Consider the following 17,941-nt stretch of genomic DNA (forward strand, 5'->3'; position numbering starts at 1 on the left):
CAAATCAAACGGGGCGCTGTGGCGCCCCAATTGCCATATATGCAAAGGATTTTTATGACTGCAAAAATCAAAGAAACGGCCATGCGCCTGGTGTTTGCCCTGGCTGCGGTACTGTCCGTACTGGCCGTGATCTTTATCTGTATTTTTCTGTTTGCCGGGGGCGCGCCCGCCTTTCGCCAAATTGGGGTTTTGCCCTTTCTCACCGGGCAGAACTGGCGCCCGCTGCAAAACGAATTCGGTATCTTCCCTATGATCATAGGCAGCATTTATGTAACCGCCGGAGCCATTGTGGTGGGCGTGCCTTTTGGTATCGGCACCGCCGTGTTTTTGGCTCGATTTTGCCCTGCGCCCCTGTACCGGGTGCTGAAGCCTGCGGTCAATCTGCTGGCGGGTATCCCCTCCATTGTGTACGGCTTTTTTGGCCTGACGGTACTGGTGCCGGCAGTGCAGGCACTGTTCGGCACTTCCGGTAAAGGGGTGCTGACCGCCTCCCTGGTGCTGGGCATTATGATCCTGCCCACCATCATCAATGTGTCCGAGTCTGCCCTGCGAGCGGTGCCTAACAGCTACTACGAAGGGGCGCTGGCTCTGGGCGCCACCAAGGAGCGGGCTGTGCTGGGCACCCTGCTGCCGGCAGCCAAAAGCGGCGTCAGCGCCGGGGTGATCCTGGGGATCGGCCGGGCCATCGGCGAGGCCATGGCCGTTAGTATGGTGGCCGGTAATCAACCGATCATCCCCAAGAGCCTTACCGACGGCGTGCGCACCCTCACCGCCAACATTGTGCTGGAAATGGCCTATGCCGCCGATCTGCACCGCCAAGCGCTGATCGCCACCGGGGTGGTGCTGTTTGTCTTTATTCTCATTATCAACCTGCTGTTTTCCATTCTAAAGCAAGGAGGGCGCCTATGGAAGCGAAATTAAAGCGCCGCAAAAACGCCCGCGCCGCACTGGTGCGGGCCGCCCTGTGGGCCTGTGTGCTGTTCACTGCCGGGGTATTCCTGCTGCTGGTGGCGTATGTGCTGGTACGGGGCGTGCCCCATCTGCGGCTGTCTATGTTCAGCCCCACTTATACCACGGAGAACCTGTCCATGCTGCCGGCCATTCTAAACACCCTGACCATGACCGGTGTGACCCTGCTGATTGCCGTGCCCCTGGGGGTGGGCGCCGCCATTTACCTGACGGAATATGCCAAGCCCGGCAACCGGCTGGTGCCGCCCATTCGCCTAACCACAGAGACCTTGGCAGGTATTCCCTCCATTGTGTACGGTCTGTTCGGCTACCTGGTGTTTGTAAAGGCATTGCACCTGCGTCTGTCGCTGCTGTCCGGAGCGCTGACCCTGGCCATTATGATCCTGCCCACCATTATGCGTACCACGGAGGAGGCTCTGCGCAGCATACCCCAAAGCTACCGGGAGGCCAGCTTTGGCCTGGGTGCCGGACGGCTGCGCACGGTGTTTGTAATTCTGCTGCCTACGGCGCTGCCGGGTATTCTCGGCGGCGTCCTGCTGTCCGTAGGCCGCATTGTGGGTGAGACCGCCGCCCTGATCTACACCGCCGGCACGGTAGCCAAAATCGCCGGGCTCACCGACGGCGGGCGCACCTTGGCGGTACACATGTACGCCCTCATCGGGGAGGGACTTTATACGGACGCCGCCTATGCCACTGCCGTGGTGTTGTTGGCGGTGGTCATATTGCTTAACGCCCTGTCCGATCTGCTACTGGGCAAACACAAGAAAGGAGACAGCCAATGACTGCATTCTCTGTGCAAAACTTAAACTTATATTACGGTGACTTCCAGGCGCTGAAAAGCATCACTCTGGAGATCCCGGCGCGGCAAATCACCGCCCTGATCGGCCCTTCCGGCTGCGGCAAATCCACCCTGCTGCGGTGTCTGAACCGCATGAACGATACCATCAACACCTGCCGCATAGACGGCAAAGTGCTGCTCCACGGCGCAGATATTTATGCCAAAAAGACAGATGTGAACCTGCTGCGCCGCCGGGTGGGTATGGTATTTCAAAAGCCAAACCCCTTTCCTCTGTCCGTCTATGACAACATCGCCTACGGCCCCCGCACCCACGGCAGGCGAAAAAAGCGGGAGCTGGACCAAATTGTGGAACAGGCGCTGCGCAGCGCCGCCATTTGGGACGAAGTGAAGGACAAACTGAAAAAAAGCGCCCTGGCCCTGTCCGGCGGGCAGCAGCAACGGCTGTGCATTGCCCGGGCACTGGCAGTGGAGCCGGATGTGCTGCTGATGGACGAACCCACCTCTGCCCTGGACCCTATTTCCACCGCCAAAATTGAGGAGCTGGCGCTGGAGCTGAAAAAGAAGTACACCATCGCCATTGTAACCCACAATATGCAGCAGGCTGCCCGGATCAGCGACCAAACCGCTTTTTTTCTGCTGGGAGAGATGGTGGAGTGCGCCCCGACCAAGACGCTGTTTGACACCCCCACCGACCCCCGCACCCGGGACTACATTACCGGTCGCTTCGGATAAAATCAAAAATCACAAAAGGCCGTATGTACCTTTTCGTACACACGGTCTTGTTTTTTATCCAATGATTATGCTTTTTGTTATGCCTTTTTCTTTTGGAACAGACGGGCAAAAACCTTAATGACCTCAGAAAGGACGATAACGGAGAATGCCAGAGCAAACAGCTTGCCCCACATGGTGATCCCCAGGGGTACGGTGCCAAAAAACGCACCGGCAAACTGGATGATCAGCACTTGCAGCACAAAGGTGCAGCCCACGACCAACAGCATCAGCTTGTTCTTAAACAGGTGGCAAAAGATACTCTCGCTGTGTAGTTCCCGGCAGTTAAAGGCATTAAACAGCTGAAACAGCACAAACAGGGTGAACAGCACGGTGGTCATCTCGCCCTGGGCAGCACCCAGGAAATTCAGCTTGTATTGCAGCAGGAACACCACGCTCATATACACGCCGGTAGCGGTGATCCGCGCCAGCATACCCTTGGAGATAATATTCTCGCTGCGGTTGGTGGGGCGGCGGCGCATCAGGTCACTGTATCCAGGCTCCAGTCCCAAGGTCAGGGCCGGCGGGCCGTCCATAATAATATTGATCCACAGCAGCTGCAAGGCGGTAAAGGGCGCCGGCAGCCCCATTAGAACAGACACAAATACGCAAATCACAGAGGCAATATTCACCGTCAGCTGAAAGCTGATGAACCGCTTAAAGTTCTCATAAATATTGCGGCCCCATTCCACGGCCTTAACGATGGTGGCAAAGGAGTCGTCCAACAGCACAATATCGCTGGCTTCCTTGGACACCTCCGTGCCGGAAATGCCCATGGCGATCCCCACATCAGCGTTCTTCAGCGCCGGTGCGTCGTTGATCCCGTCGCCGGTGACAGCCACCACATCACCCCGTGCTTTCAGCAGCTTCACCACCCGCATTTTCACCGTAGGGGTGCTGCGAGCAATCACGCTGATCTTGGGCAGCATTTTTTGCAGCCGGCGGTCGCTCATTTCTTCCACTTCTTTGGCTTCCAGTGCCACACAACCGTCCGCCAGCAGATCCAGTTCCTTGGCAATGGCGGTGGCGGTAACGATATTGTCACCGGTAAGAATCTTCACCCCCACCCCGGCGCTGCGGCAGGCGGCCACAGCGTCGTACACATCGCTGCGCAGCGGGTCCGCAATGGCCACAAAGCCGTCAAAGACCATATCGCTTTCCATTCGGCGGTGGGCCTCCTTTGCAGAGAAGTCCTCCATCTCCGCCAACTCCTTATGGGCAAAGGCGATCACCCGCATGGCTTGCTCCTCTGCCTGCACCAGCACCCGGCACAGTTCCGCCAGACGGTCAGGTTTCAAGGCACACATATCCAGCACGCACTCCGGGCTGCCCTTTACATAAGAGAGAATGCGCCCGTCCACATTGGAAATGGTGGTCATGTGCTTGAGCTCGGACGAGAAAGGAAACGCGCACAGCCGGGTGTGGTCCTCCCGCTCCCGACGGTAGGTGTTGCCGGTATCTGCCTGCTCAAAGAACCGCAGCATAGCGCACTCCGTGGGATTGCCGATAAAGCCGCCGTCCGGTGCCAAGTCTGCCGTGGTGTTCAGGCAGATATTATGGGTCAGGTATTCGTTTTGCAACGCTGCCGCTTCTTTATGCCACCGGGTGTCATAAAAGGCACGCACGGTCATCTTGTTTTCCGTTAAAGTACCGGTCTTGTCCGAGCAGATCACACTGATACAGCCGATGGTCTCCGAGGCGATCATCTTCTTCACCAGGGCGTTTTGCTTACTTAGCTTGATAATATTGATAGACAGAGACACCGCCACAATGGTGGGCAGTCCCTCCGGCACCGCCGCCACAATCAGCACGATACTGGTGATGAACGCCTCCATCACCGCCTCCAAATGCAGACCGCCGTGGAGGGCAAAGAAAATCAGCTGAGCCGCAAACACAATGCCCGCTGCAATCACGCCAAGCACGGTAATGGTCTTGCCCAGGCGGGCCAGCTTCTCCTGCAAGGGGGTGCTGCTTTTTTCTGCATTGCCCAGCTCGCCGGCGATCTTGCCAAATTCCGTAGCGTCGCCCACCGCCGTCACCAGCAGCCGTCCGTTCCCCTCGGTAACGAATGTGCCGCTATAAAGCATATTGGCCCGCTCCGCCAAGGGCGTTTTTTCGTCCGTAAGCACCAGTTCGCTGTCTTTCTTCACCGGAAAGCTCTCACCGGTAAGGGCAGATTCATCCACCCGCAAAGCGGTGCTCTCCAGCAGCCGTCCGTCCGCCGGCACCTTGTCTCCGGCAGACAGCAACACCACATCGCCCACCGCCAGAAGGGCGCTTTGCAGGGTAACGGTTTGGCCGTCCCGCACCGCGCGCACGGTCATATCCGCGTTGATTTTGGACAGGGCCTCAAACGCCTTGGCGCTGCGCCCCTCCATCACTACGCTGATCACCACAGACAAAGCAATGGCTACGAACACGCCCACGCACTCCAAAAAGTCCGCCTCGCCGCCGGTAACCCGGCGCACAATGTTCACCGCCAGGGCGATCAGCCCGGCTGCAATAAGCATTAAGAGCATCGGCTCCGTGGCTGCATCCCAAAGACGCTTCAGCAGCGAGTCCGGCTTGCGTCGGGTGAGGGCGTTGGCGCCGTACTGTTCTTTGTTTTTCTGTGCCTGCGCTTCTGTCAGCCCCCGGTTCGCGTCTGCACCGTAGGTTGCCAGCAGCTCCGTTTTTTCTGCGGTAAATGCCTGCATAGAAAGTCCTCCTGCTTCATTTTTACAAAGAAAAAGACCTACCGCCGTTGCCGTGCGTTAGGTCTTTTGGGTAAAAAATAAAAGACTGCTGCACGAAAAACAGGCGTGCAAGAGTCTCGTTCATTAAGACAAGCCAGACCCGGCACAGCGCCGCAGTCAGTTTGTTGACTTGCCACACGCCCACGGCGTGCAAACTACTCCCTCAAGCGGGTACTTCTTTTGTGACAAAAGCATACCACCCGGCCGCTTGGTTAGTCAAGAATAACCTTGAATGTTAGACAAAATCACCACCCGTCACCTAAAAACGCCAACCTCTTGCCATTTCTTCTCCGATATGGTATATAGAAGGTGAGACACGGCATATCAAATCGTATTTTCACCCCCAAGCCTCCCTCCTTTACAAGGGCGGCAAAACAGAGGATTCCATTTTCCCATGGAGGTCACGGTATGAAAATCAAAAACACAAAAACGGATATTTTGTTAAACATAGCGGCGGTGACCTGCCTGGCAGCCGTTACCCTGTACCTGCTGGTGCGCTGGTCGCAAATTCCCATGACCATTCCCGGGCACTATGCTGCCGACGGCCAAATAGACAGTTGGACCCCCCGCACCACCCTGTGGCAGCTGCCGGTGCTGGGGTGGGTGCTGTATGTGCTGATCACGATTTTAGAGCAGTTCCCCGGGATTTGGAACACCGGCGTGACCGTAACGGAGGAGAACCGCACCGCCGTCTACCGCACATTAAAGACCATGATCGGCTGGGTAAAGCTGGCGGTGAGCGCCCTGCTCTCTTTGGTGGCGCTGGCCTCCCTGGGCAATGGATATAAGATTTTTCTTGTACTGGCCGCCGTGGGTCTGCTGGCCACCTTTGGGCTGGTGATCTACTTTGTCCGCCGCCTGTTGCAGTTGAAGTAAGCAGCCTATTTTTACTGACAGATTACAATACACAAAATCCATACGGCAATGCCGCCACCTAACCGGCGCCCGTTAGGCGCCGGCAGCGTAGCTGACTGGGGGATTTTCGTCTTTCGCATCCATCAAAAAAGCACCCCCCGTCGGGGTGCTTTTTCTATACCTATTACTTTATTCTTAATGCGCATCCGCCAGCACAGCGTGGGCGCATTTTATGCCGTCCACGGCGGCGGACACAATGCCACCGGCGTAACCGGCGCCCTCACCGCAGGGGTACACCCCCCGCAGATTGCACTGGCAAAATTCGTCCCGCAAAATCCGCACGCTGCTGGAGGAGCGGGTTTCCGGCGCAGTAAGCACCGCGTCCGGCAGGGCAAAGCCGTGGAGCCGCTTGTCCATCTCCGTAATGGCCGCCTGCATGGTGGTACGCACCTTGTCCGGCAGGCAGTACCGCAGGTTGGTAAGCGTGACCCCGGTAGGGCAGGTGGGCTGCACATTGCCCAGCGCCCGACTTTCCCGATCCGCTAAGAAATCGCCCACCAGCTGCGCCGGTGCACGGTAATCGCCCCCGCCCAGGGCAAAGGCGTTTTGCTCAATCTCTCGCTGATAATACATCCCCGCCAGCGGGTGCTCCGAGGGGAAGTCCACCGGATCAATACCCACGAGCAGCGCCGAGTTGGCATTCTCGCCGTCCCGGGCCAGGGTGCTCATGCCGTTGACGATCACGCCGCCCTTTTCGCTGGCGGCGGCCACCACCGTGCCCCCCGGGCACATACAAAAGGTATACGCCCCTCGCTGGTGCAGACCGTGGCAGCTGAGCTTGTAATCCGCAGCCCCCAGCTTAGGGTGACCGGCAAAAGCGCCGTACTGGGCCTTGTCAATGAGCTTTTGGGGGTGCTCAATGCGGGCGCCCACACTAAAGGGCTTTTGGATAATTTGCGCGCCGTTTTTATAAAGCATTTCCACCGTGTCCCGGGCACTGTGGCCGATGGCCAGGATCACCGCATCCGTCTCCATATCCACCGTTTGACCCAAATGGCTGTAAGTGACCCCATGGATAAAGCCGTTGGCTAAGATCAAATTCTCCAGCCGACATTCCAGGCGCACCTCGCCCCCCAGGCGCTCAATTTTTTTGCGAATATTCTGCACCACCACAGTCAGTCGGTCCGTGCCGATATGGGGCTTGGCGGCGCATAAAATCTCCTCCGGCGCACCGGCCTCATACAGCTCTTGCAGCACCTGGCGAATAAAGGGGCTTTTAATGCCGGTGGTCAACTTGCCGTCAGAAAAAGTACCGGCACCGCCCTCGCCGAACTGCACATTGCTCTCCTCGTTGAGAATATGCTGCTGCCAAAAGGCGTTCACATCCTGCTGGCGGCGCTGAATATCCTTGCCGCGCTCCAACACAATGGGGCGCAGTCCTGCCTCAGCCAAGATCAGGCCGGCAAACATACCCGCCGGACCAAAACCAACCACCACCGGGCGAAAAGCGGACTGCCGCCGGTTCACCGGCAGGGTGTACTTGTATTCTTCCGCCGCCTTGGCCTTCGGTGAGCGGCAGCGGCGCAGCACCTGGGCCTCGTCCAGCCCCAGGGTCACATCTACCGTATAAGAGAAGTGCACATCGTCCTTTTTGCGGGCGTCCACACTCTTTTTAAAAATCGTCAGTTTTTCAATATATTTGGGATCGGTGCGCAGCACCTTGCCTGCCTTTTTGCGCAGCAGGCTCTCGTCCTCATCCAGTTCCAGACGCAACTCACTTACTCGTATCATTCCGCTTCTCCACTATCTGCCCGGCGGCCGCCAGACCGCTGTAAAAGGCAAAATTCAAATTATAACCGCCGCAGGGCTGCTGCTCGTCCAGCACCTCGCCCACAATATACAGCCCGGGCACCCGCCGAGAGGCAAAGCCCTCTAATTCCGTCCGGGGCACACCGCCGCCGGTGATCTGGGCAAAGGCGTAGCCCTTGGTGCCGGTAACGATCAGCTGCCAGTGCTTGGCGATCTGCACCAGCCGAGCCGGGTCGCCCGCCGCCTGTTTTTCCAAAATCTCCGTCACCTCTGCGCTGAGGATCCCTCGCAGGGAGCCGAATTGCCGCAGGTAAGACAAGAGCTGATTTTCGCTCCACTCCGGGACCAAATCCAGCACTGCGCAGCACTTTTGCGGCCAGGGGCGGGCAAAGTTCTGCCCCACCGCCCAGCTTACATCCATCACCGCAATGCCGGACAAACCGTAATCGGTAAACAGCACCTCGCCCTGACTCTTCGCCACGGTTTCACCGTCCAAAGTGACGGCTACTGCCGCTCGGGTGCGCTGCCCCTTGAGCTTGCGAGGGTATTTGCTGGAGGAGGTCAGCTGCACCAGCGCCGGATACAGGGGTGTACAGCTGTGACCCAGATCTTGCAGCAAGGCATAGCCGCTGCCATCGCTGCCCAGTGCCGGCTGCGCCTGCCCGCCGCAGGCCACCACCACCTTGTCACCGGCAAAGGCGCCCTTATCCGTCTGCACCGTAAAGCCGGGGAGGATCTTTTCCACCCGGCAGCCGGTAACCAAGCGCACGCCCAAGGTGCGGCAGGCGTCCAGCAGCAAATTTTGCACCGTGGCTGCCCGCAGGCTGTAAGGATATACGCGCCCCAAATCCTCCTGTCGGGTCATCAAACCGAGAGAGGCAAAGAAATCCAGCACCGCCCGGCTGTGGGGCGCCTGCATATTGGTCAAATTGCACCGGCCGTTGCCGGTAGCCAGCAGCTTTTTGCCCGGCTGCTCCAGCCGCTCCAGTACCGTGACCTGCAGCGCCGGGTCCAGTTGCCGCAACCGTATGGCACAGCACAATCCCGCTGCGCCGCCGCCCACGATCAGTACCCGCATATCTTCGCCTCCCTTATATAGAATATACATATCATAATATATTCCGCCGCCAAATGCAAACAATTCTTGCGCCGCCTTGCATGAAAGCGGCTTTTATTTTGATTTTCCCCTTGACGAACGGGTGCGGTTGTGGTATAGTGTTTGTACCTCGGTAAGTGGGGTTTTATTTTTTGCCCATTTTTAGGTGCGCATTGCGTGGCGCAACGAGGGAGATTCACACACAATCGAAATACAACGGAGGTGCTTATTAATGAGAGTTAAGATTACCTTAGCTTGCACAGAGTGCAAACAGCGCAACTACAACACAATGAAGAACAAGAAGAATACGCCCGACAGACTTGAGATGAACAAGTACTGCCGTTTCTGCAAAAAGCATACCTTGCACAGAGAAACGAAATAACAGGAGGACTGACAATGGCTGACGAAAAGAAAGCGTCTGCAAAGCCGGAAAAGAGCAGCAAGCCTGCCAAAAAGTCCGACGCCAAGGCAGATAAGTCAAAGGCAAAAAAAGCCAAGAAAAATCCGTTCAAATCCATTGGTTCATTCTTCAAAAGCGTAAAATCAGAGGGTAAAAAAGTCGTTTGGTCAGACGGTAAGAACGTGCTCAAAAACACCTTAACCGTACTGGTAGTCGTGATCATCGTCGGCGTGTGCATTTATTTGGTAGACACCGGCCTGACCCTGGGTATGAAGGGCATTAAGAGCCTGAAGACCAACAGCGAGACCACCACCGCTGCCAGCGAAACCACTACCCAGAAAACCACTTCGGCGGCTTTGGCTGAGGCCACCACCGAACAGACCACCAAATAAAGACCCGAACGCACGCAGGGGCAGCGCCCCCATTCGGATCACAGCAATTTACGGAGGTTCTGTTTAGTATGGAAGAAGCAAAATGGTATGTTGCCCACACCTTTTCCGGTTATGAGAACAAGGTAGCCAGCAACATTGAGACCGTGGTAGAGAACCGCAACCTGCACGATTGGATTCAGGATGTGGTCGTCCCTACCGAGACGGTGGTAGAAATCAAAGATGACGGCACCAAGAAGGAAGTGGAGCGCAAGATCTTCCCCGGCTATGTGCTCATCAAAATGGTGATGAACGACGACAGCTGGTATGTGGTGCGCAACACCCGCGGCTGCACCGGCTTTGTAGGTCCGGAGAGCAAGCCTGTTCCCTTAACGGAGGAAGAGGTGCGCAAGCTGGGCGTGGAGAAGGTCACCGTAGAGGTGCACTACGCCGTAGGCGATCTGGTCAATGTGATCGACGGCCCGCTGGAGGGCTTCTCCGGCACTGTGGACGCCATCGACATTCCCAACAACAGCGCACAGGTCACCGTTTCCATGTTTGGGCGCGAAACATCAGTTGATTTTGAGCTTGACCAGCTTGAAAAGGTCAAAGACTAACATTTGGTAATACGCGGCTTGCCGCTGATTATCACCGCTTTTTGCGGTGCGTGGGAGGAGCGCACAGCGCCCCGCCAATGACCACAATTTAGGAGGAAAATTATTATGGCACAGAAGGTAGTAGGTTTAATTAAACTTCAGATCCCGGCCGGTAAGGCGACCCCTGCCCCCCCGGTTGGCCCGGCTCTCGGTCAGCACGGTGTAAACATCGTGGCTTTCACCAAGGACTTTAACGAGAGAACCAAGAACGACGCCGGCCTGATCATTCCCGTAGTGATCACCGTTTATGAAGATCGTTCTTTCACTTTCATCACCAAGACCCCGCCCGCAGCCGTTCTCATCAAGAAGGCTTGCGGCATTGACAAGGCTTCCGGCGTTCCCAACAAGAACAAGGTAGCCACCATCACCAAGGAGCAGGTCCAGAAGATCGCTGAGACCAAAATGCCCGACCTGAACGCAGCTTCTCTGGAGGCCGCTATGTCCATGATCGCCGGCACTGCTCGCAGCATGGGTATTGTAGTAGAAGACTGAGTCCCTTGTGGGAGGAAAGATCCGATTAACCACTGGAGGTAATTTGTAATGAAACACGGAAAGAAATATGTGGACGGCGCCAAGCTGGTAGACCGCTCCAATCTGTATGATAGCGCTGAGGCACTTGACCTGGCTGTTAAGACCGCCACAGCTAAATTTGACGAAACCATTGAAGCACACATTCGCCTGGGCGTTGACTCCCGTCACGCTGATCAGCAGGTGCGTGGCGCTGTGGTGCTGCCCAACGGCACCGGTAAAACCGTGCGCGTGGCTGTATTTGCCAAGGGCGACCTGGCCAAGGCTGCTACCGAGGCCGGCGCTGACATCGTTGGCGACGCTGACCTGGTAGAGAAGATCCAGGGCGGCTGGATGGACTTTGATGTGGCCGTTGCCAGCCCGGATATGATGGGCTTCGTTGGTCGTTTGGGTAAAGTGCTGGGCCCCCGCGGTCTGATGCCCTCTCCCAAGGCCGGCACCGTAACCATGGATGTGGCTAAGGCTGTAACCGAGGCTAAGGCCGGTAAGATCGAGTACCGTCTGGACAAGACCAACATCATTCACTGCCCCATCGGCAAGGCTTCCTTTGGGCAGGAGAAGCTGCTGGAGAACTTCAACGCTCTGCTGGACGCCATCATCAAGGCAAAGCCGGCTGCACTGAAGGGTCAGTATATTAAGTCCGTTGCCGTGGCTTCCACCATGGGCCCCGGCGTGCGTATCAACCCCAACAAAGTTGGTACTGTTTCTGCTCAATAAGTTTTTGGGTATTGACAAGGCTCGTGCCTTGTGTTAAAATACTATCGCTGTTCAGCCAAAGACAGCAGGTGCCGTTTGGCGTAAGTTGATCGCCTGCCGAGGAATGAATGTGCATGGTTCGCACCCTGCGGTGCAATATCTATGTCATTTTGTGCATTCCGAGGTACATCGGAATGCACTTTTTGTTTTGCTAAACAGCCATAAAGACCGCATTTTGCGGCAAATACTTATGGAGGTTATGTTTTATGCCAAGTACAGCAGTTCTTGAAATGAAAAAGCAGCAGGTTGCCGCTCTTTCTGACCGGATCAAGAATTCCTGCGCCGGTGTAGTGGTTGACTACAAAGGCATCACCGTGTCCGATGACACGCAGTTGCGTCACGAGCTGCGTGAGGCCGGTGTGCACTACACTGTCGTAAAGAACACCCTTTTGGGCAGAGCAGCTGAGGCTGCCGGTCTGGAAGGCCTTGAGTCTGTGTTGGAAGGCACCACCGCCATCGCCACCTGTGACGATGACTATGTGGCATCTGCCCGCATTCTGCAAAAGTTTGCAGACGGCCACGACAATTTTGCCATTAAGTCCGGTTATCTGGACGGCAAAGTGATCGCTCTGGACGAGGTTATTGCGCTTTCCAAGCTGCCTTCCAGAGAGGCCATGCTGGCTCAGATCGCAAGTCTTGTTGTTGAGCCCATCGCCTGCATTGCCCGTGCCGTTGCAGCACTGGAAGAAAAGGGCGGTGCAACACCCGTCGCTGCAGAGGTCGAAGAGGCTCCCGCAGAGGCTGCTCCCGCTGAGGAAGCTCCTGCTGAAGAAACAGCAGAATAATTTAATTTTTATTATAATTTACGGAGGTAATTATCATGGCAACCGAGAAAATCACTGCTATTGTAGATTCCATCGCAGAACTGAGCGTTCTGGAGCTTAAAGAGCTCAAGGAAACAATCGAAGAGACCTTTGGCGTTACTGCTGCCGCAGTCGCCGTTGCAGCTGCTCCCGCTGAGGGTGGCGCCGCTGCTGCTGACGAGAAGACCGAGTTTGATGTTGTGCTGACCGATGTTGGCGCCAACAAGATTCAGGTGATCAAGGCCGTTCGTGAGGCTACCGGCCTGGGTCTGAAGGAAGCTAAGGCTATCGTTGACGGCGCTCCCGCTACCGTTAAGGAAGCAATGCCCACCGCTGACGCTGAGGCTTTGAAGGCTAAGCTGACTGAGGTTGGCGCTACCGTTGAGCTGAAATAAGTTCACGCCAAGCAACCTACACGGACACTCCCTTGAGTGTCCGTGTTTTTTTGTCTTGGTGCAGCAAATGCGTTTTGTTTTTTGCTGTGTGCGATACACGCCGCTTTTTTGATTCCTATTGTAATTCTCGGCGGAATTTGCTATGATGGGCATAGATTTTCATAATGGAGGTACGGTTATGACCAACTGGGGATATAAGGCGGTGCGCAAAGTGCTGCAAACCTTTGGCGGGGCGGAGCTGGCACAGCAGCAAAGCGGACGGATCACCGGTGAACCGGGCAATCCGGAGGTGGCGGCGCTGGCCAGACGAGCCGGTGCGGAAAGCTGCGTGCTGCTGAAGAACAACAACCACACTTTGCCCCTGGATCTGTCTGCGCCGGTGGCGCTGTTTGGCCGGGTGCAGAAGAACTATTTTTATGTAGGCAACGGCAGCGGCGGCGATGTTTCCGCCCCGTACAGTATCAACCTGGTGCAAGGGCTGGTAAACGCCGGTGTGCAGCTGGACAGCACCGTACTGGCCGCCTATGAAAGCTGGTGCACCGCCTCTGTCAACGACCCGGACCCGGGATTTTGGGGGCACTGGCCCCGCTATTATGCAGAAATGCCGGTGAAGCAAGACTGGGTACAGGCGGCTGCTAAGCGGTGCCAAACCGCCGTGGTGGTGATTGGCCGCAGCGCCGGTGAGGACCGGGAAAACACGCTGAAAAAAGGCAGTTTTTACCTGACGAATAAAGAAAAGGCCATGCTGGACGCAGTGACCACCGCCTTTCAAAAAGTGGTGCTGGTACTGAATATCGGCAGCATTATGGACTTTGCGGAAATCGACGCCTACGGCGACAAGATCAGCGCCATTTTGCTGGCCTGGCAGCTGGGCATGGAAAGCGGTAACGCGGTAGCGGATGTGCTCACCGGGCAGGTGAACCCAAGCGGCCACCTGACGGACACCATCGCCAAAACCTACGCCGACTACCCGGCACAGAACTTTGGCAACAAAGCAGAGAACCGCTATACAGAAGATATTTTTGTGGGCTATCGGTACTTTGAGACCTTTGCGCCGGAGCGGGTGCTGTACCCCTTTGGTTATGGTCTGTCTTACACGGACTTTGCCTGTAAGGTGAAAAAAACAGAGATCAAGGACCAAACGGTCACCGTGCAGGTGCAGGTGGAGAACACCGGCGCCCTGCCCGGCAAACAGGTGGTACAACTGTACGCCTGCTGTCCCTGCGGTACACTGGGCAAGGCCGCCAAGGTGCTCATCGCCTTTGGCAAAACGGAGGAACTGGCCCCCGGCAAGCACCAAAGCCTGACCCTCACCGCCCCTTATCGGCACTTTGCCAGCTTTGACGACAGCGGCGCTGCCGGGCACAAAAACGCCTGGTTGCTGGAAGCGGGGGACTACACTTTTTGCCTAGGTACAGATGTGCGCAGCGCTGTCCCCTGCGCTGACCTGCACCTGGCGGACACGCTGGTGCTGGAGCAGTGCTGCCAGTTGCTGGCGCCCCCGGCGGACAGCGGCTTTGACCGACTCACCGCCACAGAACAAAACGGCAAAGTGACCCGGTCCTACGCTCCGGTGCCCACCGCCACCGTAGACTTAAAGCAGGAGATCCTGGATCATCTGCCCCCTGCCCTGCCGGTCACCGGCAACAAGGGCTTTGTGCTGGCAGATGTGGCCGAGGGCAGCGTCAGCTTGGATGACTTTGTGGCGCAGCTGTCTACCACGGAGATGGAACTGCTCAGTCGCGGCGAGGGCATGATGGACAGCCCACTGGGTGCCTCCGGCAATGCGGGCGCCATGGCCGGGGTCAGCGACAGCCTGCGCCAAAAAGGCATACCCCCGGTAATCACCACCGACGGCCCCTCCGGAATTCGCCTGCGGGCCACCTGCTCCCTGCTGCCCAGCGGTACCGCCCTGGCTTGCAGCTGGAACCTGCCGCTGGTACAGGACCTGTACGCCGCCATGGGGCGGGAGATGGTGGACAAGGGCACCGATGTGCTACTGGCGCCGGGCATGAATATCCACCGCAATCCGCTGTGCGGGCGCAATTTTGAATACTTCTCCGAGGACCCGCTGGTCACCGGCAAGCTGGCCGCCGCGGTGGTACAGGGTCTGCAAAGCGCTCCGGTATCCGCCTGCCCCAAGCACTTTGCCTGCAACAATCAGGAATATAACCGCAACCACAACAATTCCGTAGTCAGCGCCCGCGCCCTGCGGGAGATCTATTTGCGGGGATTTGAAATCTGCATAAAAGAAGCACATCCCAAGAACCTGATGACCAGCTACAACAAGATCAACGGCGTGTGGAGCCACTACAACTACCAGCTGTGCACCGCCCTGCTGCGGGAGGAATGGGGCTACACCGGCAATGTGATGACCGACTGGTGGATGCGCTACGCCCCCTCGCCGGAGTTCCCGGAGCTGCGGGACAACGGCTACCGGGTGCGGGCACAGGTTGATGTGCTGATGCCCGGCGCCAAAACCGCCATCAGCAAGTCAGCGCCCAACGACGGCAGTCTGCTGGCGACCCTGGGCAAGCCCGACGGCATCACCTTGGGCGAGCTGCAACGCACGGCAAAGAATGTGCTACGCATGACCCTGCGCACAAAATTCGCCGGGCAGTATAAAGACTAAAAAAATCCCCCACGGTGGGTTGCTACTGCCCCGCCGCCGTGGTAAAATGAAAACATCAAGTAAGCGCCCAACGGCGCAATATCGGGAGGATAACCAAATGGCATGTTTCTTAGTACCGGCCGCTGAGGCCGTGGTGGTCACCGCTGTGGCGCTGACCATGAAGAAAAAGGAAGAAAAGCTCACGCTGCCCGCCCATGAAGCTGTGGGCACTGAGGCACCTGCCCAGGAGAAGAAATTTACCTGGAGCCGCAAGCTGTTCTTGCTGTCCGGTCTGCTGTGGGGCGGCATTTTGTTGCTGGCTTTTGAGCATCTGTGGCACGGCGAGGTGACTCTGTTTGCACCGTTTCTAACGGCCATGAGCAATCCAGAGGACAAAACGGTCATGCTCCATGAAATGGCTACGGTGGGTGTGACTATGAGCGCCGTTGTCACCGCTGTATGGGGCGTGGCAGTTGCCGTGGTCAGCGCCAAGTTCAAAAAGCGCGCCAAAACGGCTGCACAGGAGGGTTAATATGTGCCTGCTGCTAACCTTGATGGCTGCCGTGGCGGCCACCGTGGCTTGGTACGCCTGCGAAAAGCGCAAAACCTACCGACTGGGCACGCTGTGCCTGATCTACTGGGGCGCCGGGCTGATGTGGCTGGTGGACTTCTTCTTTGAATACTTCAGCGAAGGGGCGGCGTATTTTCAGCAGAGCTTCAGCGAGATACTGAACGACAGTCTGCTGGGTCTCTCTGCCGTAACCTTGGGCGCCATCGCCTGGCTGGCGATCTTGCTGGTCAAGGATCCTAAGCGTGTGTTCAAACAGCAATAAATCAAAAGGGCGACTGCACCGCAGCCGCCCTTTTTCTTTGCTTGAAAAATCTTAGACAAATCCGGTTCCTTTTGCCGCATTATACACAAAATGGATGAATCCCATCACTTTCCATTGCATTTTTTTATAGAATATGTATAATAAAAAGAGATGTGCACACCGTACAAAATAGGAATTTGGAGGGAACCGATATGGATATGAGCACCAACAAACAACTGCGCCCCTTTGGTATGCGCGATAAGATCGGCTATGCCTTTGGCGACTTTGGATGCAATATGAGCTTTGCATTCATTAACAGCTACCTGATGCTGTTCTATGTCACCTGTATGAAGATTGATCCCAAGCACTTTGCCATTCTCATTCTGCTGGGCAAAATTTTTGACGCCATCAACGACCCCATTATCGGCGGTCTGTGCGATGCCACCAAACCCGGCAAGGACGGTAAATTTAAGCCCTGGATCAAGTGGGCCAGCCCGGTGCTGCTGCTGTCCAGTATCGCCCTGTTCATTTATGCACCCAGTGCACCCTACGGGGTAAAGATCGCCATGTGCCTGGGCATTTACTGCCTGTGGAGCGTGGCGTACACCAGCGTGAATGTGCCCTACGGCTCCATGCAAAGCTGCATTACCAACGACCCGGCGGGCCGCTCCTCCCTGTCCCAGTGGCGGAGTATCGGCGCTATGTGTGCCCAGATTCCCATTATGATCCTGCTGCCCCTGCTGGTATATGACAAGAACGACAATCCCCGCGGTGAGCTGTTCATCATCTTTGTGGGCGTGATGGGTGCCATCGGTTTGGTATCCTTCTACCTGCTGCGGCGCATGACCACCGAGCGCATTGCCGCTGCACAGCCCCTGGAGAAACAGAAGTTCAACTATTTTGCCACTCTTGGCTCTTTCTTTAAGAACAAACCCATGATGGGCGTGACCATCAGCACCGTGGCATACCTGGCGCTGATGATGACGGTGACCACCTCCATGCCCTATATCTTTATGTGTTATTTCCAGAACACCAAGCTGATCACCATTGCTACCATGCTGGCCGGATGTCCGGTGGCGCTGGGCATTTTGCTGGTAAAGCCCATGCTCAAGAAATTCACCAAAAAGCAATTGTGCACCTATCCCTTTGTCCTGTCGGCCATCTCTGCCGGCGTGGCTGCCTTTGTGCGGATCCGTAACCCCTATGTTTGGATCGTACTGGTGGCCATCGCCATGTTTGGCTCTGCCTTTTACCTGACCTTGATGTGGGCGCTGGTGGCAGACTGCATCGACTACCAGGAGCGCCGAACCGGCCGCCGGGAGGAAAGCTCCATTTACGCCACCTATTCCCTGTTCCGCAAAATTGCCCAGGGTGTAGGCGCCGCCGTAGTCAGCTGGGCCATCGGTATGACCGGCTATGACCAAAAGCTGGGCGCCCTGGAGCAGGCTGCCGGTGTACCGGAGAAGATCTATTTCGTCACCGCGTTCCTGCCCTTTATTGGCGCACTGATCAGCCTGATCAGTATGCATTTCCTGTATAATCTGGACGACAACGCCCAGGAAAAAGTAAAATAATCCACCC

18 protein-coding genes and 1 other annotated feature are annotated in these 17,941 nt (G+C 56.6%); of the genes, 15 read left to right on the forward strand and 3 right to left on the reverse strand.

What is annotated here, in order from left to right:
* Positions 1–54: 54 nt before the first annotated feature.
* The 3 genes from pstC to pstB are packed head-to-tail and all read left to right on the forward strand — an operon-like array spanning position 55 to position 2,500.
* A complete protein-coding gene (gene pstC, locus OGM59_08215; GenBank protein UYI90682.1) occupies positions 55–921 on the forward strand; it encodes a phosphate ABC transporter permease subunit PstC in 867 nt (288 codons plus the stop codon).
* Positions 906–1,751: a phosphate ABC transporter permease PstA gene (gene pstA / locus OGM59_08220; GenBank protein UYI90683.1), complete on the forward strand. Its 846-nt coding sequence runs from the start codon at positions 906–908 to the stop codon at positions 1,749–1,751. The genes pstC and pstA overlap by 16 nt, the downstream gene beginning before the upstream one ends.
* Complete coding sequence (gene pstB / locus OGM59_08225; protein UYI90684.1) at positions 1,748–2,500, forward strand: phosphate ABC transporter ATP-binding protein PstB; 753 nt, start codon at positions 1,748–1,750, stop codon at positions 2,498–2,500. The genes pstA and pstB overlap by 4 nt, the downstream gene beginning before the upstream one ends.
* Positions 2,501–2,577: 77 nt before the next feature.
* On the opposite strand, the gene OGM59_08230 is transcribed toward pstB, so the two are convergent.
* Positions 2,578–5,232: a calcium-translocating P-type ATPase, PMCA-type gene (locus OGM59_08230; GenBank protein UYI90685.1), complete on the reverse strand. Its 2,655-nt coding sequence runs from the start codon at positions 5,230–5,232 to the stop codon at positions 2,578–2,580.
* Positions 5,233–5,679: 447 nt separating this feature from the next.
* On the opposite strand from OGM59_08230, the gene OGM59_08235 reads away from it, so the two are divergent.
* A complete protein-coding gene (locus OGM59_08235) occupies positions 5,680–6,147 on the forward strand; it encodes a DUF1648 domain-containing protein (GenBank protein ID UYI90686.1) in 468 nt (155 codons plus the stop codon).
* Positions 6,148–6,321: 174 nt separating this feature from the next.
* On the opposite strand, the gene OGM59_08240 is transcribed toward OGM59_08235, so the two are convergent.
* A complete protein-coding gene (locus OGM59_08240) occupies positions 6,322–7,917 on the reverse strand; it encodes a hypothetical protein (protein ID UYI90687.1) in 1,596 nt (531 codons plus the stop codon).
* Positions 7,901–9,013, reverse strand: a complete 1,113-nt coding sequence (locus tag OGM59_08245; protein UYI90688.1) for an aminoacetone oxidase family FAD-binding enzyme — start codon at positions 9,011–9,013, stop codon at positions 7,901–7,903. The genes OGM59_08240 and OGM59_08245 overlap by 17 nt, the downstream gene beginning before the upstream one ends.
* Before the next feature lie 250 nt (positions 9,014–9,263).
* Between OGM59_08245 and rpmG the strand changes: the two genes are divergently transcribed.
* From rpmG to OGM59_08300, 11 genes are all read left to right on the forward strand, one after another.
* Positions 9,264–9,413: a 50S ribosomal protein L33 gene (gene rpmG / locus OGM59_08250; protein ID UYI90689.1), complete on the forward strand. Its 150-nt coding sequence runs from the start codon at positions 9,264–9,266 to the stop codon at positions 9,411–9,413.
* Between the two features lie 14 nt (positions 9,414–9,427).
* Positions 9,428–9,823 carry a preprotein translocase subunit SecE gene (gene secE / locus OGM59_08255; protein UYI90690.1) on the forward strand — a complete coding sequence of 132 codons (396 nt, stop codon included), beginning with the start codon at positions 9,428–9,430 and terminating at the stop codon, positions 9,821–9,823.
* A 68-nt stretch (positions 9,824–9,891) separates the two neighbouring features.
* On the forward strand, positions 9,892–10,416 hold the full coding sequence (gene nusG, locus OGM59_08260; protein UYI90691.1) for a transcription termination/antitermination protein NusG: 525 nt from the start codon (positions 9,892–9,894) through the stop codon (positions 10,414–10,416).
* Positions 10,417–10,521: 105 nt separating this feature from the next.
* Entirely contained in the window at positions 10,522–10,947 is a 426-nt protein-coding gene (rplK, locus tag OGM59_08265; GenBank protein UYI90692.1) for a 50S ribosomal protein L11, read from the forward strand.
* A 48-nt stretch (positions 10,948–10,995) separates the two neighbouring features.
* Positions 10,996–11,700 carry a 50S ribosomal protein L1 gene (gene rplA / locus OGM59_08270; protein ID UYI90693.1) on the forward strand — a complete coding sequence of 235 codons (705 nt, stop codon included), beginning with the start codon at positions 10,996–10,998 and terminating at the stop codon, positions 11,698–11,700.
* Positions 11,701–11,737: 37 nt separating this feature from the next.
* Positions 11,738–11,894, forward strand: a sequence feature (ribosomal protein L10 leader region).
* A gap of 51 nt (positions 11,895–11,945) precedes the next feature.
* Positions 11,946–12,524 carry a 50S ribosomal protein L10 gene (rplJ, locus tag OGM59_08275; protein ID UYI90694.1) on the forward strand — a complete coding sequence of 193 codons (579 nt, stop codon included), beginning with the start codon at positions 11,946–11,948 and terminating at the stop codon, positions 12,522–12,524.
* 35 nt (positions 12,525–12,559) lie between these two features.
* Entirely contained in the window at positions 12,560–12,937 is a 378-nt protein-coding gene (gene rplL, locus OGM59_08280) for a 50S ribosomal protein L7/L12 (protein UYI90695.1), read from the forward strand.
* A 178-nt stretch (positions 12,938–13,115) separates the two neighbouring features.
* Positions 13,116–15,569, forward strand: coding sequence for a glycoside hydrolase family 3 C-terminal domain-containing protein (locus tag OGM59_08285; GenBank protein ID UYI90696.1), 2,454 nt, complete (start codon positions 13,116–13,118; stop codon positions 15,567–15,569).
* A gap of 97 nt (positions 15,570–15,666) precedes the next feature.
* Complete coding sequence (locus tag OGM59_08290; GenBank protein ID UYI90697.1) at positions 15,667–16,080, forward strand: hypothetical protein; 414 nt, start codon at positions 15,667–15,669, stop codon at positions 16,078–16,080.
* A 1-nt stretch (position 16,081) separates the two neighbouring features.
* Positions 16,082–16,381: a hypothetical protein gene (locus OGM59_08295; GenBank protein UYI90698.1), complete on the forward strand. Its 300-nt coding sequence runs from the start codon at positions 16,082–16,084 to the stop codon at positions 16,379–16,381.
* A gap of 191 nt (positions 16,382–16,572) precedes the next feature.
* Entirely contained in the window at positions 16,573–17,934 is a 1,362-nt protein-coding gene (locus OGM59_08300; protein ID UYI90699.1) for a glycoside-pentoside-hexuronide (GPH):cation symporter, read from the forward strand.
* Positions 17,935–17,941: the final 7 nt, after the last annotated feature.

It is taken from the genome of Oscillospiraceae bacterium, assembly GCA_025757685.1.
Taxonomy (GTDB): Bacteria; Bacillota; Clostridia; order Oscillospirales; family Acutalibacteraceae; genus CAG-217.